The 13,145-nt window shown below is 62.7% G+C and carries 15 protein-coding genes; all 15 read right to left on the bottom strand.

Annotated elements, in window-relative coordinates; genetic code table 11:
* Positions 1–82: 82 nt before the first annotated feature.
* Positions 83–1,546, bottom strand: a complete 1,464-nt coding sequence (gene der, locus G1E_RS23940; RefSeq protein ID WP_009682028.1) for a ribosome biogenesis GTPase Der — start codon at positions 1,544–1,546, stop codon at positions 83–85.
* A gap of 116 nt (positions 1,547–1,662) precedes the next feature.
* A complete protein-coding gene (gene bamB / locus G1E_RS23935) occupies positions 1,663–2,805 on the bottom strand; it encodes an outer membrane protein assembly factor BamB (RefSeq protein WP_009682029.1) in 1,143 nt (380 codons plus the stop codon).
* Entirely contained in the window at positions 2,806–3,447 is a 642-nt protein-coding gene (locus tag G1E_RS23930; protein WP_009682030.1) for a tetratricopeptide repeat protein, read from the bottom strand.
* Between the two features lie 38 nt (positions 3,448–3,485).
* Positions 3,486–4,775 (bottom strand): histidine--tRNA ligase, encoded by a 1,290-nt coding sequence (hisS, locus tag G1E_RS23925; RefSeq protein WP_009682031.1) that lies wholly within the window; start codon positions 4,773–4,775, stop codon positions 3,486–3,488.
* 25 nt (positions 4,776–4,800) lie between these two features.
* Positions 4,801–5,910 carry a flavodoxin-dependent (E)-4-hydroxy-3-methylbut-2-enyl-diphosphate synthase gene (gene ispG, locus G1E_RS23920; RefSeq protein WP_009682032.1) on the bottom strand — a complete coding sequence of 370 codons (1,110 nt, stop codon included), beginning with the start codon at positions 5,908–5,910 and terminating at the stop codon, positions 4,801–4,803.
* 3 nt (positions 5,911–5,913) lie between these two features.
* The gene (locus tag G1E_RS23915) at positions 5,914–6,918 is read right to left on the bottom strand and encodes a RodZ family helix-turn-helix domain-containing protein (protein ID WP_009682033.1); all 1,005 of its coding nucleotides are present in this window, start codon (positions 6,916–6,918) and stop codon (positions 5,914–5,916) included.
* Positions 6,915–7,676, bottom strand: a complete 762-nt coding sequence (gene pilW, locus G1E_RS23910) for a type IV pilus biogenesis/stability protein PilW (RefSeq protein WP_009682034.1) — start codon at positions 7,674–7,676, stop codon at positions 6,915–6,917. Before pilW ends, G1E_RS23915 begins: the two co-directional genes overlap by 4 nt.
* Positions 7,677–7,690: 14 nt before the next feature.
* Complete coding sequence (gene rlmN, locus G1E_RS23905) at positions 7,691–8,836, bottom strand: 23S rRNA (adenine(2503)-C(2))-methyltransferase RlmN (protein ID WP_009682035.1); 1,146 nt, start codon at positions 8,834–8,836, stop codon at positions 7,691–7,693.
* Between the two features lie 28 nt (positions 8,837–8,864).
* Positions 8,865–9,290, bottom strand: coding sequence for a nucleoside-diphosphate kinase (gene ndk / locus G1E_RS23900; protein WP_009682036.1), 426 nt, complete (start codon positions 9,288–9,290; stop codon positions 8,865–8,867).
* An 88-nt stretch (positions 9,291–9,378) separates the two neighbouring features.
* Entirely contained in the window at positions 9,379–9,579 is a 201-nt protein-coding gene (gene iscX / locus G1E_RS23895) for a Fe-S cluster assembly protein IscX (protein WP_009682037.1), read from the bottom strand.
* Positions 9,580–9,589: 10 nt separating this feature from the next.
* Entirely contained in the window at positions 9,590–9,931 is a 342-nt protein-coding gene (fdx, locus tag G1E_RS23890; protein ID WP_023533300.1) for an ISC system 2Fe-2S type ferredoxin, read from the bottom strand.
* A 3-nt stretch (positions 9,932–9,934) separates the two neighbouring features.
* Entirely contained in the window at positions 9,935–11,797 is a 1,863-nt protein-coding gene (gene hscA / locus G1E_RS23885) for a Fe-S protein assembly chaperone HscA (RefSeq protein ID WP_009682040.1), read from the bottom strand.
* A gap of 42 nt (positions 11,798–11,839) precedes the next feature.
* Positions 11,840–12,361 carry a co-chaperone HscB gene (gene hscB, locus G1E_RS23880; protein WP_009682041.1) on the bottom strand — a complete coding sequence of 174 codons (522 nt, stop codon included), beginning with the start codon at positions 12,359–12,361 and terminating at the stop codon, positions 11,840–11,842.
* Positions 12,362–12,369: 8 nt separating this feature from the next.
* Positions 12,370–12,693 (bottom strand): iron-sulfur cluster assembly protein IscA, encoded by a 324-nt coding sequence (gene iscA, locus G1E_RS23875; protein ID WP_003248536.1) that lies wholly within the window; start codon positions 12,691–12,693, stop codon positions 12,370–12,372.
* Between the two features lie 28 nt (positions 12,694–12,721).
* Entirely contained in the window at positions 12,722–13,108 is a 387-nt protein-coding gene (gene iscU, locus G1E_RS23870) for a Fe-S cluster assembly scaffold IscU (RefSeq protein ID WP_003248539.1), read from the bottom strand.
* Positions 13,109–13,145: the final 37 nt, after the last annotated feature.

Genomic DNA, 13,145 nt, shown 5'->3' with positions numbered 1-13,145 from the left:
ACAAGCTACAAGCTACAAGATAAAGCAGCGAGAAACGCGGTCTGCTTTAACTTGCAGCTTGCAGCTTGCAGCTTGCAGCTGGTCAACGCTTGTCGCGGCGCTTCTTCTCGGCCTTCTTGTGGTGCGACATCAGCCGGCGCTTCTTGTTGACCTGGCGGTCTGTGAGGGTGTTCTTCTTGCCCTCGTACGGGTTCTCACCGCCCTTGTATTCGATGCGGATCGGCGTGCCGACCAGCTTCAGCACACGGCGGTAGGTGTTTTCCAGGTAGCGCGAGTACGACTTGGGAATCTTCTCGGTCTGGTTGCCGTGGATCACGATCAGCGGCGGGTTGGCCCCGCCCAGGTGGGCATAGCGCAGCTTGATGCGACGACCGTTGACCAGCGGCGGCTGGTGCTCGCTCACCGCATCTTCGAGGATTTGCGTCAGGCGGCTGGTCGGCCAGCGGGTGACCGCCGACTTGAAGGCAGCCTGCACCGACTTGTACAGGTTGCCCACGCCAGTACCATGCAAGGCGGAAATGAAGTGGATGTCGGCGAAGTCGACGAAGAACAGCCGGCGCTCCAGCTCGGTCTTGACGTAGTCACGCTCGCCCGGCTGCATGCCGTCCCACTTGTTCAGGGCAATGACGATCGCGCGCCCGGCTTCCAGGGCAAAGCCCAGCAGATTCAAGTCGTGGTCGACCACACCTTCGCGGGCGTCCATGACGAAGATCACCACGTTGGCGTCCTTGATCGCCTGCAGCGTCTTCACCACCGAGAACTTTTCGACTTCCTCGTGGATCTTGCCACGCTTGCGCACGCCGGCAGTGTCGATGAACGTGTACTTCTCGCCATCGCGCTCGAACGGAATATAGATACTGTCGCGGGTGGTGCCCGGCTGGTCGTACACCACCACACGCTCTTCACCGAGCATGCGGTTGACCAGGGTCGACTTGCCGACGTTCGGGCGGCCGATGATGGCGATCTTGATGCCATCCTTTTCGCTCGGGCCCGGAATGCGCACCGCCTCTTCGCCTTCGGCGACGTCGGCGTCCAGAGCTTCCTCGACCTGGTCGCGCGGCAGGTGGCCGAGAACGGCTTCCATCAGCGCGTTGATACCGCGGCCCTGGGAACCGGCTACCGGAATGGCGTTGCCCATGCCCAGCGGCGAGAACTCGGCGCGAGCCACGTCGGCGTCGATGTTGTCGATTTTGTTGGCGACCAGAATCGCCTCTTTGTTGCGCTTGCGCAGGTGCTCGGCAATCATCTGGTCGGCGGCGGTCATGCCGGCGCGCGCATCGACCAGGAACAGGACGTAGTCGGCCTCTTCAATGGCCATGAGCGACTGCTCGGCCATTTTCTCGTCCATGCCCACTTCGTCACCGGTGATACCGCCGGTGTCGATCAGGATGAAGGAACGACCCTGCCAGCTGGCATCACCATACTGGCGGTCACGGGTCAGGCCCGACAGGTCACCGACGATGGCATCGCGGGTCTTGGTCAGGCGGTTGAACATGGTGGATTTGCCGACGTTCGGGCGGCCCACCAGGGCAATTACGGGAACCATCGGCTCTCCACTCTCGAATTCTTGAAAATGCAAAGGCCGCTGCAAGGCAGCGGCCGGAGTACGGGCGGCGCTTCCTGCGCCGCGGCTTGAAGCCCGCCAAGGCTTCAAGCATAGCTTCAGCGGATGGTCAGTGCCTCGAGCTTGCCGCTGTTGCCGAAGACATAGATGGTGTCACCGACCACAAGTGGGCGGGCGCGCAGGCCATCGCTGTCGATACGCTCACGGCCCACGAAGCGACCATCGACCTGGCTCAGCAGGTGCAGGTAACCTTCGAAGTCGCCCACGGCCACGTAGCTGGAATACACTTCCGGCGCAGAGAGCTGGCGACGGGCCATGCTGTCGTTGGACCACAGGGCGCTGGAAGTGCGCTCGTCGACACTTTCGACAGTGCCTGAAGCTTCGCTGACGTAAACGTTACCGAAGCCCTGGGCGACACCCACGTAGCTGGAGGCATCACGCTGCCACAGCACACGGCCGCTTTCCAGGTCCAGGCCCGCTACGCGGCCCTGGTAAGTGCTGACATACAGGGTTTGACCAGACAGCAGCAGGCCGCCATCGATGTCGACCACGCGCTCCAGCTCGGAACGGCCCTGGGGAATGGCCACGCGGCTTTCCCACACCGGCACGCCGTTGTTGATATCCACCGCCACCACCTTGCCGGTCGACAGGCCGGCAATGGCCAGGCGGTTGGTGACGATCGGCGCACCGGTGCCACGCAGGGTCAGTACGGCCGGAGTGTTTTCGTAGATCCAGCGACGGTCGCCGGTAGCGGCGTCCAGGCCGATCAGGCGGTCGTCCTGGGTCTGCACCACGACCACGTCACCGTTGTTGGCAGGCGGGGCCAGCACTTCGCTGGTCACGCGGGAGCGCCAGCGCTCTTCACCGGTGCTGGAATCCAGGGCAATGACTTCACCCTTGAGGGTGCCGAGCATGACCAGGCCGTAACCCACGCCCACTGCGCCGGAAACCGGCAGCTCCAGGTCCTTGTTCCAGACCACGTCGCCGGTGATGCGATCGAGGGCATAGACGTCACCGTGAACGTCGGAGGCGTAGATGCGGTCGTTCTCGATGGCCGGTACCAGGGTGTTGTAGGTTTCACCCTGGCCGTCACCGATCGAACGGCTCCACTGCTTCTTCAGCACCACTTCCTCGGTGAACTTGGTCAGCTCGGCCGGGGGCAGTTCCTTCTTGCTGTTGCTGCTGCAACCTGCGGCCAGTACGGCCAGGGTCAGCACTGCTGCATGTTTCCAACCGATCACTTACGCGTCCCCTTTAGCCAGGTCATCCAGCTTCAATTGCAGGCCACCGACTGCGGCGTCATCGGACAACGCAGCCTTGGCTTTCTCGTAAGCGCTGTGCGCGTCGCTGGCGCGACCCAGTTGCACCAGCAGGTCACCCTTCAACTCTTCACGGCTGGCCAGGAACGCCTTGTCGGCATCACCGTCAAGCAGCTTCAGGGCATCTTCGGCCTTGTTCTGGGCAGCCAGCACGCGCGCCAGGCGCTGGCGCGAAATTTCGCCCAGGGTGGCATCGGCAGGCTTGTCCAGCACACCTTTGAGCTCGGCGGCGGCGTCGTCGAGCTTGCCGCTCTCGACCGCGACCTTGGCCACGAACAGGCTACCGTACTGGGCATAGGCCGTGCCGCCAAACTCGCTCTTGAGCTTGCCGGCCAGTTCCGCGACCTTGGTGGCGTCGGGCTGACCGCTTGGCGTCAGGCTGGTTTCGAGCAGGGCCTGGTACAACTGCGAGGCCCCTTGCGACTGGTTGTTCTGGTACTTGTGCCAGGTATTCCAGCCCAGCACCACCACACCTGCCAGCAATGCGCCGGTCAGCAGCGGCTTGCCATTGCGGTTCCACCAGTCCTTGACCCCTGCCAGGTCATCATCATCAGTACTCGACACCCCAATACTCCTTTTCGCCTATTCGTTGTTGAACCGCGTTACGCCTGCGCGATCGCGGTTTCCAGGTGCTCGGCAAGAGCATCCCAGGCAATGTTCTGTTGCTCGCCCTGGCCACGCAGTGGCTTCAAGCCGATGACTTGCTTGGCCAGTTCGTCGTCACCGAGGATCAGGGCGAACAGCGCACCGCTTTTATCGGCTTTCTTGAACTGGCTCTTGAAACTGCCGCCGCCGGCGTTGACGGCCAGGCGCAAGCCCGGCAAACGGTCGCGCAAACCTTCGGAAAGGCGCAGCCCGGCCAGCTCGGCCTGCTCGCCAAAGGCACACAGGTAGACGTCGACAGTACGGCTGATGGACTCCGGCACCTTGCCCAGGGTTTCCAGCAGCAGGATCAGACGCTCGATACCCATGGCGAAACCAACGCCGGTGGTCGGTTTTCCGCCCATCTGCTCGACCAGGCCGTCGTAGCGGCCACCGGCACACACGGTGCCCTGGGCGCCGAGCTTGTCGGTCACCCACTCGAACACGGTCTTGCTGTAGTAGTCCAGGCCACGCACCAGCTTGGTGTTGATCACGAACGGAATGCCGGCGGCCTCCAGGCGAGCCTTGAGGCCCTCGAAGTGCACGCGTGAAGGTTCGTCCAGATAGTCTTCCAGCTTTGGCGCCCCAACCAGCACCGCCTGGGTGTTCTGGTCCTTGCTGTCGAGGATGCGCAGCGGGTTGCTTTTCAGGCGGCGCTGGCTGTCTTCATCCAGCTGCTCCAGGCGTGCGGACAGGAACTCGACCAGCGCATCACGGTAGCGGGCGCGGGCCTCGCTGGTGCCGAGGCTGTTGAGTTCGAGCTTGACCGCGTCCTGAATGCCCAACAGGCCCCACAGGCGCCAGGTCAGCATGATCAGCTCGGCGTCGATGTCCGGGCCGTCGAGGTTGAACACTTCCACGCCAATCTGGTGGAACTGGCGGTAACGGCCCTTCTGCGGGCGTTCGTGGCGGAACATCTGGCCGATGTACCACAGTTTCTGCACCTGGCCGTTACCGGTGATGCCGTGCTCGAGCACGGCACGCACGCAGGCGGCGGTGCCTTCAGGGCGCAAGGTCAGCGAGTCGCCGTTGCGGTCCTCGAAGGTGTACATCTCTTTTTCGACGATATCGGTCACTTCGCCGATCGAGCGCTTGAACAGCTCGGTGAACTCGACGATCGGCGTGCGGATCTGGCTGTACCCGTAGGTGTCCAGCAGGCCGGCGACAGTGCCTTCGAAGTAGCGCCACAGCGGCGACTGTTCTGGCAGGATGTCGTTCATGCCACGGATGGCTTGCAGCGATTTGCTCACGAAAAGTCCTTACGAATTCTGTGTGTCAGCCACGGACGATCAGCGCCGCGTCGGCTTCGGCCTTTTCGGCCGCTTTCTGGCGGATGAGTTTTTCCAGCTCATCGACCAGGTTGTCGTTGGTGAGTTTCTGCGCCGGCTTGCCGTCGATATAGATCAGGTTCGGCGTGCCGCCAGTCAGGCCGACATGGGCTTCCTTGGCTTCACCCGGGCCGTTGACCACGCAACCGATCACTGCCACGTCCAGCGGTACCAGCAGGTCTTCCAGGCGCCCTTCCAGCTCGTTCATGGTCTTGACCACATCGAAGTTCTGCCGCGAGCAGCTCGGGCAGGCGATGAAGTTGATGCCGCGCGAGCGCAGGTGCAGCGACTTGAGGATGTCGTAGCCGACCTTCACTTCTTCGACCGGGTCGGCGGCCAGCGAGATGCGAATGGTATCGCCAATGCCTTCGGCCAGCAGCATACCGAGGCCGACGGCGGATTTCACCGTGCCTGAACGCAGGCCACCGGCTTCGGTGATGCCCAGGTGCAGCGGCTGCACGATCTGCCTGGCCAACAGGCGGTAGGCCTCCACGGCCATGAACACGTCGGAGGCCTTGACGCTGACCTTGAAGTCCTGGAAGTCCAGGCGGTCGAGGTGCTCGACATGGCGCAGGGCCGACTCGACCAGCGCGGCCGGGGTAGGCTCGCCGTACTTCTTCTGCAGGTCTTTTTCCAGCGAACCGGCGTTGACACCGATGCGGATCGGGATGCCGCGGTCGCGGGCCGCGTCCACCACTGCGCGCACACGGTCTTCGCGGCCGATGTTGCCCGGGTTGATACGCAGGCAATCGACGCCCAGCTCGGCCACCCGCAGGGCGATCTTGTAGTCGAAGTGGATATCGGCTACCAGCGGCACGCTCACCTGTTGCTTGATCTTGCCGAAGGCTTCGGCAGCGTCCATGTCTGGCACCGATACCCGCACGATGTCCACGCCGGCATCGACCAGGCGCTGGATTTGCGCCACGGTGGCGGCCACATCATTGGTGTCGGTGTTGGTCATGCTCTGCACCGCGATGGGGGCATCACCACCCACCGGCACATTGCCGACCCAGATTTTGCGGGATTCGCGACGTTTGATCGGAGATTCGCCGTGCATGACTTACTGTCCCAACTTCAGGCGAGCAGTCTCGCCACTGGTGAACGGGGCAACATCGACGGCCTGGCCGTTGTAGCTGACCTGGGCGCCCCGGGCGAAGCCCAGGCGTACCGCGAACGGCGGCTTGCCGGTCAGTTCGAGGTTGTCCCCTTTGCGCTTGATGGCGCTGAACAGCACCTTGCCGTTGCCGTCGGAAACCTGGGTCCAGCAATCGGCGGTGAACTGAATGGCGACCTTGCCGCTACCGGCCGGCACTGGCGCAGGCTCACTGGCTGCGGCCGGCGCGGCCGTAACGGGAGCTACAGGCGCCGCTGTGGCCGCCGGGGTGCTGGCGGCTGCCTGCACGGGCGCCTGCTGGGCAGTTGCCGCCCCAGCGGCTGGCTCTGTGGCTGTACCGGCCGCCGGCTGCTCGCCAGCTGCAGCGGGTTGTTCGCCCGTGCCCTGCGCCAACGGCAGCGGTGCAGTCTCAGCCTGCTGGCCGGCGGTAACGGCCTGGTCTTCAGGCTCATCGAGCGGGTGGATCTGGGTGGTGCCGTCGGCGCTTTCGACTTCGACATGCTCCAGGGCCATCTTGGCCAGGTCCTTGCCGCGCAGGCTGCCCTGGTCCTGCCACCAGACGAAACCGCCACCGACCACGGCGAGCAGCAACAGCAGGCTGACGCCGCGCAGGATGTTGTGCGACAGGCGCGTCGGCTCTTCGATGCGGCCCAGCGAATGCACGTCGCTGCCCTTGGCATGGGTACCGGTGTAGCGGTCGAATGCATCGACCAGCGCAGCCTGGTCCAGGTCCAGCAGCTTGGCGTAGGCACGTATGTAGCCACGGGCAAACGTATGCCCGGGCAGCTTGTCGAAGGCACCGGTTTCCACGTGGTTCAGCGAACTGACAGTGAGGTTTAGCTTGCGGGCCACCTCGGCTTGCGACCAGTCCCGTTTCTCACGGGCCAGGCGCAAAAGCTCACCGGGGTTCTGGCCAGGCGCTACTGCTACTTCGGGATGCGCGGCGTTCATCGTTGCTCCGACAGGTATTGCTGATATTCCGGCGTACCGGGATAAAGTCGTTGTAATTGCTGGCCCGTTTCGGCCAGTGCGCCCTGCTCGTCGAACACCCTGGCAAGGCGGCTGCCCAGCAGCAGGCTACGGGCATCGTGCGCGCTCAGCTCGCTGAAACGATCGTAGTAGTCCCGGGCCGGCACATAATGCCTGTTTTCGTAGGACAACTCAGCCATTTCCAGCAACGCCCTGGGTTGCCGCTGGTTGAGCTGCAATGCTTTCACCAGATATGCCTGTGCCTGGTCGCGGCGTTCGAGCCTCAAGGCAGTCAGGCCAAGGTTCTCGTATACGCGCGAGCGCTCAGGATACAGGGTATCGGCACTGGCCAGGCGAAACATCTGCTCGGCCTCGGCAAATCGCCCCTGAGCATAAAGGAAACTGCCGTAGTTGTTGCGAATTCGCGTATTGCCGCCGCTGCTTTGCAGGGCCTTGCGAAAGTGTGTTTCGGCCAGTGCCGGCTCACCTTCGGCCTGGAACACCAGCGCCAGGGCCGCGTGCGCATCGGCATCGCTGCTGTCCAAGGCCAGGGCCTTGCCCAGTGGCGCCTTGGCCTGTTCGGTCAAACCCTGTTGCAAATAACCCAGCCCAAGCTGCACGTAGGCACGCCCCGCTTCGGCCCTGCTCTGGCGGCTGCCCAGCGGGTCGCTCGCGCCGCCCGACACGCAGCCGGCCAGCAGCGAAAGCGCAAGGATCGACAGCGCGGCGCGCAGGCTCATGGGCATGGTCCCGGTCAGTGGCTGGCGGCGCTGTCTTGCAGCTCGACATCCGCAGACAGTTGGCGCACAGCAATATAGCGCTCACTGCGGCGCGTGCGGTCGTTGACCTGCCCCACCAACTGACCGCAGGCAGCGTCGATGTCGTCGCCACGGGTAGTACGGGTGGTCACGTTGAAACCACCGTGGTGCAGCAGGTCCTGGAAACGACGAATGGCATTGTTGCTAGGCCGCTCATAGCCCGAATGCGGGAACGGGTTGAACGGGATCAGGTTGATCTTGCACGGCACGTCGCGCAGCAGCTCGATCATTTGCGCGGCATGCTCTGGCTGGTCGTTGACGTCCTTGAGCAGGGTGTACTCGATGGTCAGCACGCGCTTGCCACCCAGGGTGGCCATGTAGCCCATGCACGATTCCAGCAGCATTTTCAGCGGGTACTTCTTGTTGATCGGCACCAGCTTGTTGCGCAGCTCGTCGTTAGGGGCGTGCAGCGACAGTGCCAGCGACACGTCGATGTGCTTGGCCAGTTCGTCGATCATTGGCACCACGCCCGAGGTGGACAAGGTGACGCGACGCTTGGAAATGCCGTAGCCCAGGTCATCCATCATGATTTTCATGGCGGCGATGACGTTGTCGAAGTTCAGCAGAGGCTCGCCCATGCCCATCATCACCACGTTGGTAATGGCGCGGTCGATTTTGGCAGGGACGGTCCCGAAGGATTTGTTGGCAAGCCACACCTGGCCGATCACTTCGGCGGCGGTGAGGTTGCTGTTGAAGCCTTGCTTGCCGGTGGAGCAGAAGCTGCAGTCCAGGGCACAGCCGGCTTGCGACGATACGCACAGGGTGCCGCGGTCGTCGGTAGGAATGTAGACGGTTTCGACGCAGCTGCCGGAGGCAACGCGGATCACCCACTTGCGGGTGCCGTCGGCGGAAATGTCTTCACTGACCACTTCCGGGGGGCGAATCTCGGCAACGGCCTCGAGCTTCTCGCGCAAGGCCTTGCCAACGTTGGTCATGGCCGCAAAATCGGACACGCCAAAATGGTGAATCCATTTCATCACCTGGCCGGCGCGGAAGCGCTTCTCCCCGATAGAGTCGAAGAATTGTTCCATTTCCGGCTGGGTCAGGCCCAACAGGTTGATTTTGCCAGTAGATGTCGTCATGGATTCACCCTCACCCGTAAGCTTTCGCTTAGCGAGTGGTTACCTCGGTAGCAGCGAAGAAGTAAGCGATTTCGCGAGCAGCAGCAGCTTCGGAGTCCGAACCGTGAACGGCGTTGGCGTCGATGGACTCGGCGAAGTCGGCGCGGATGGTGCCAGGAGCAGCTTCTTTAGGGTTGGTAGCGCCCATCAGCTCACGGTTCTTGGCGATGGCGTTTTCACCTTCCAGGACCTGAACAACAACCGGACCGGAAGTCATGAAGGCAACCAGGTCACCGAAGAAGCCGCGCTCGCTGTGCTCAGCGTAGAAGCCTTCGGCTTCGGCTTTGGACAGTTGCTTGATTTTCGAGGCAACGATTTTCAGGCCGGCTTCTTCGAAACGGGTGGTGATCTTGCCGATGACGTTTTTGGCAACGGCGTCAGGCTTGATGATCGAGAAAGTACGTTGAACAGCCATGGAAAACTCCAGAATATGAGTGTTACGAAAAATTAAACCCGCGAATTATACGCGGGTTCGAGGGGATTGCCTAACCTGCACGCTACGCTTAGTCGGCTTCGTCAATCCAGGCGGCCTGAATTGCCTCAAGCACTTTCTCACCGCCGCGTGACGGATCGTCGCTGAACTCTGGCAATGCCAGCACCCAGCGGTGCAGGTCGACGAAATTCACATATTTAGGATCGACTTCCGGCTTGCTTTCTGCAAGCTGGATGGCGATTTCAAGTACATCAACCCATTTCAGACTCATGTACAGGCCCTCAGTGCGGTGCTTCGGCAGCGTGGTTCAGCGAATACTTGGGGATCTCGATGGTCAGGTCCTGGTCGGCGACCACCACCTGGCAACCCAGGCGCGACTGCGCCTCCAGGCCCCAGGCCTTGTCCAGCATGTCCTCTTCCAGCTCGTCGGCTTCTTCGAGCGAATCGAAACCTTTGCGAACAATACAGTGGCAGGTGGTGCAAGCCTTTACCCCGCCACAGGCGCTTTCCATCTCGATGTGATGGTCGTGGGCCAGCTCCAGGATGTTGGTCCCGGCTGGCACATCCACGGTCAGGCCTTCAGGGCAGAACTTCTCATGCGGCAGGAAGGTTACCAGCGGCATCGATTACTCCTCGATCTCATTCAGGTTGCGCCCGGCCAGTGCGGCTTTGACCGTCGAATCAAGGCGACGGGCGGCAAATGCGTCGGTCACCTGCGACAGACGCTTGGTCTGTTGCTCGATGGCTGCGCCATCGGTGCCCGCCAGCAAATCACGTAGTTCTTGCATCTGGAACTCGATGGCGTCGCGCTCGTCACTGCTGAGCAAGCGTTCGCCATCGGCGTCCAGGGCGCCCTGTACCGCTTCGAGCAGGCGCTCGGCGTCCACTTGGTGCTCGCGCAACTGGCGGGCATGCTTGTCGGAACCGGCGTGTTCGAACGAGTCCTTGAGCATGCGGGCGATTTCGCCGTCGGTCAGGCCGTAGGACGGCTTGACCTGGATGCTGGCTTCCACGCCCGAACCCAGCTCGCGCGCGGCAACGCTGAGCAGGCCGTCGGCATCCACCTGGAAAGTGACGCGGATTTTTGCCGAGCCGGCGACCATGGCCGGAATGCCACGCAGCTCGAAACGCGCCAGCGAGCGGCAGTCGCTGATCAGCTCACGCTCGCCTTGCAGCACGTGGATCATCATGGCCGTCTGGCCGTCTTTGTAAGTAGTGAACTCCTGGGCACGCGCCACCGGAATGGTGGTGTTGCGCGGGATCACCTTCTCCATCAGCCCGCCCATGGTTTCGAGGCCAAGCGACAGCGGAATGACATCGAGCAGCAGCAGTTCGCCACCTTCGCGGCGGTTGCCGGCCAGGGTGTCGGCCTGAATCGCGGCGCCGATGGCCACCACCTGGTCCGGGTCGATCGAGGTCAGCGGCGTACGGCCAAACAGCGCACCCACCGCATCGCGCACACGCGGCACGCGGGTGGAGCCACCGACCATGACCACGGCGCTGACTTCGTCCATTTCAACGCCGCTGTCGCGCACCGCGCGGCGGCAAGCCTTGAGGCTGCGGGCGATCATCGGCTCGATCATGGCGTCGAAGGCAACACGGCTCAGCTCACCTTGCCAGGCACCATGGCTGACAGTGACCACGTCGGCGTCAGTCAGGGCCTCTTTGGCAGCGCAGGCAGTCTGCAGCAGTGCGCGCTGGGTGGCCGGGTCCAGGTCGGAGGAAAGACCGGCCTGCTCGATGATCCAGCCGGCGATGGCATGGTCGAAATCGTCGCCGCCAAGGGCGGTATCGCCGCCGGTGGCCAGCACTTCGAACACACCGGCAGTCAGGCGCAGGATGGAAATGTCAAAGGTACCGCCGCCCAGGTCATAGATGGCCACCACGCCTTCGGCGTTCTGGTCCAGGCCGTAGGCCACGGCAGCGGCGGTCGGCTCATTGAGCAGGCGCAGCACGTTCAGGCCTGCCAGGCGTGCAGCGTCTTTGGTCGCCTGGCGCTGAGCGTCGTCGAAATAGGCTGGCACGGTGATCACCGCGCCTACCAGCTCGCCACCCAGGGTCGCTTCGGCCCGCTCACGCAGCACCTTGAGGATGTCGGCGGACACTTCCACCGGGCTTTTCGGGCCCTGCACGGTATCGATGAACGGCATGTGCGACTCACCGCCAACAAAGCGGTAAGGCAGTTGCTCGCCCAACTGCTTGACGTCGGCAACGCCGCGCCCCATCAGGCGCTTGACCGACAGCACGGTGTTCAGCGGGTCGCTGGAAGCGGCCTCACGCGCGGCCTGCCCCACCTCGATACGCCCGTCGAGGTAGCGTACCGCGGACGGCAGAATGACGTTACCCTGCACATCGGGCAGGGGCTCGCTGCGGCCGCTGCGCAATGCGGCGACCATGGAGTTGGTGGTACCCAGGTCAATGCCGACCGCCAGGCGACGCTGGTGCGGTTGAGGGGTTTGACCGGGTTCGGCAATCTGCAGTAGGGCCATGCTTATCTGAGTACCTTAGGTGCCATCACGGGCGACACCGGGTTAATCGTCGAGGCGCTCTTCCAGTTGGCGCACTTCTTGGGCGAGCTTGTCGAGGAACTGCATGCGGCGCATCAGGCGCTCAGCCTTGTCGCGCTCGGAGGGAACATCCCAGCAGGCAGCGAAATCCTCGTTCAGCGAGTCCTGGGCGGCCTTCAAGCGCTTCTTGAATGCCGCTACGCCGTCCAGGTCGGCTTCGTCCTGCAGCTCTTCCAGCTCTTCGCGCCACTGCATCTGCTGCAACAGAAAGTCCGGGTCGTGGACCGTGACTTCCTGGGGCACTTCGTGACCGCTGATGGCCAGCAGATAGCGGGCACGACGCGGCGCACTGCGCAGCGTCTGGTAGGCGTCGTTGAGGGCTGCGGACTTTTCCAGCGCGACCCGCTGCTCCCGCTCGGAGGCGTCGGCAAAACGGTCGGGATGGACTTCGCGGGCCAGCTCGCGGTAGCGAGTGGCCAGCTTGTCGAGATCCAGGCGGAAGCTTGGCTGGAGGTCAAACAATGCGTAGTGACAAGGAGTACCCACAGCCGGCCTCAAACGTTGAAGCTTTCGCCGCAGCCACACTCACCGCGCACGTTGGGGTTGTTGAACTTGAAGCCTTCGTTCAACCCTTCCTTGACGAAGTCCAGCTCGGTACCGTCGAGGTACACCAGGCTCTTGGGATCGATGATCACCTTGACGCCGTGGTTTTCGAACACCTGGTCTTCGTCGGCCAGTTCGTCAACGAACTCCAGCACGTAGGCCAGGCCCGAGCAACCGGTGGTGCGCACGCCCAGGCGAATGCCCTCACCTTTGCCGCGCCCATCGAGGGAGCGGCGAATGTGGTTGGCGGCGGCTTCTGTCATGCTGATAGCCATCAGGACTCCTTACCTCGCAACAGGCGGCTTAGATCAAGCCTTTCTTCTGCTTGTAATCGCGCACAGCTGCCTTGATGGCATCTTCGGCGAGTACCGAGCAGTGGATCTTGACCGGCGGCAACGCCAGTTCTTCTGCCAGCTGGGTGTTCTTGATGGTTTCGGCTTCGTCCAGGGTCTTGCCCTTCATCCACTCGGTAGCGAGGGAGCTGGAAGCGATGGCCGAGCCGCAACCGTAGGTCTTGAACTTGGCGTCTTCGATCACGCCCTGTTCGTTGACCTTGATTTGCAGACGCATCACGTCGCCACACGCAGGGGCGCCGACCATGCCGGTACCGACATCCGGGTCTTCGGCATTCATCTTGCCGACGTTGCGTGGGTTTTCGTAGTGGTCGATGACCTTTTCACTGTATGCCATGGTGCAATTCCTTCCTCATCAGGGAGCCGCTCTTGCC

Origin of the sequence: Pseudomonas sp. TJI-51, from assembly GCF_000190455.2 — a bacterium.
Classification (GTDB): domain Bacteria; phylum Pseudomonadota; class Gammaproteobacteria; order Pseudomonadales; family Pseudomonadaceae; genus Aquipseudomonas; species Aquipseudomonas juntendi.
Note: the sequence above shows the minus strand (reverse complement) of the source record. Positions and strands in the feature narration are given on the sequence as shown.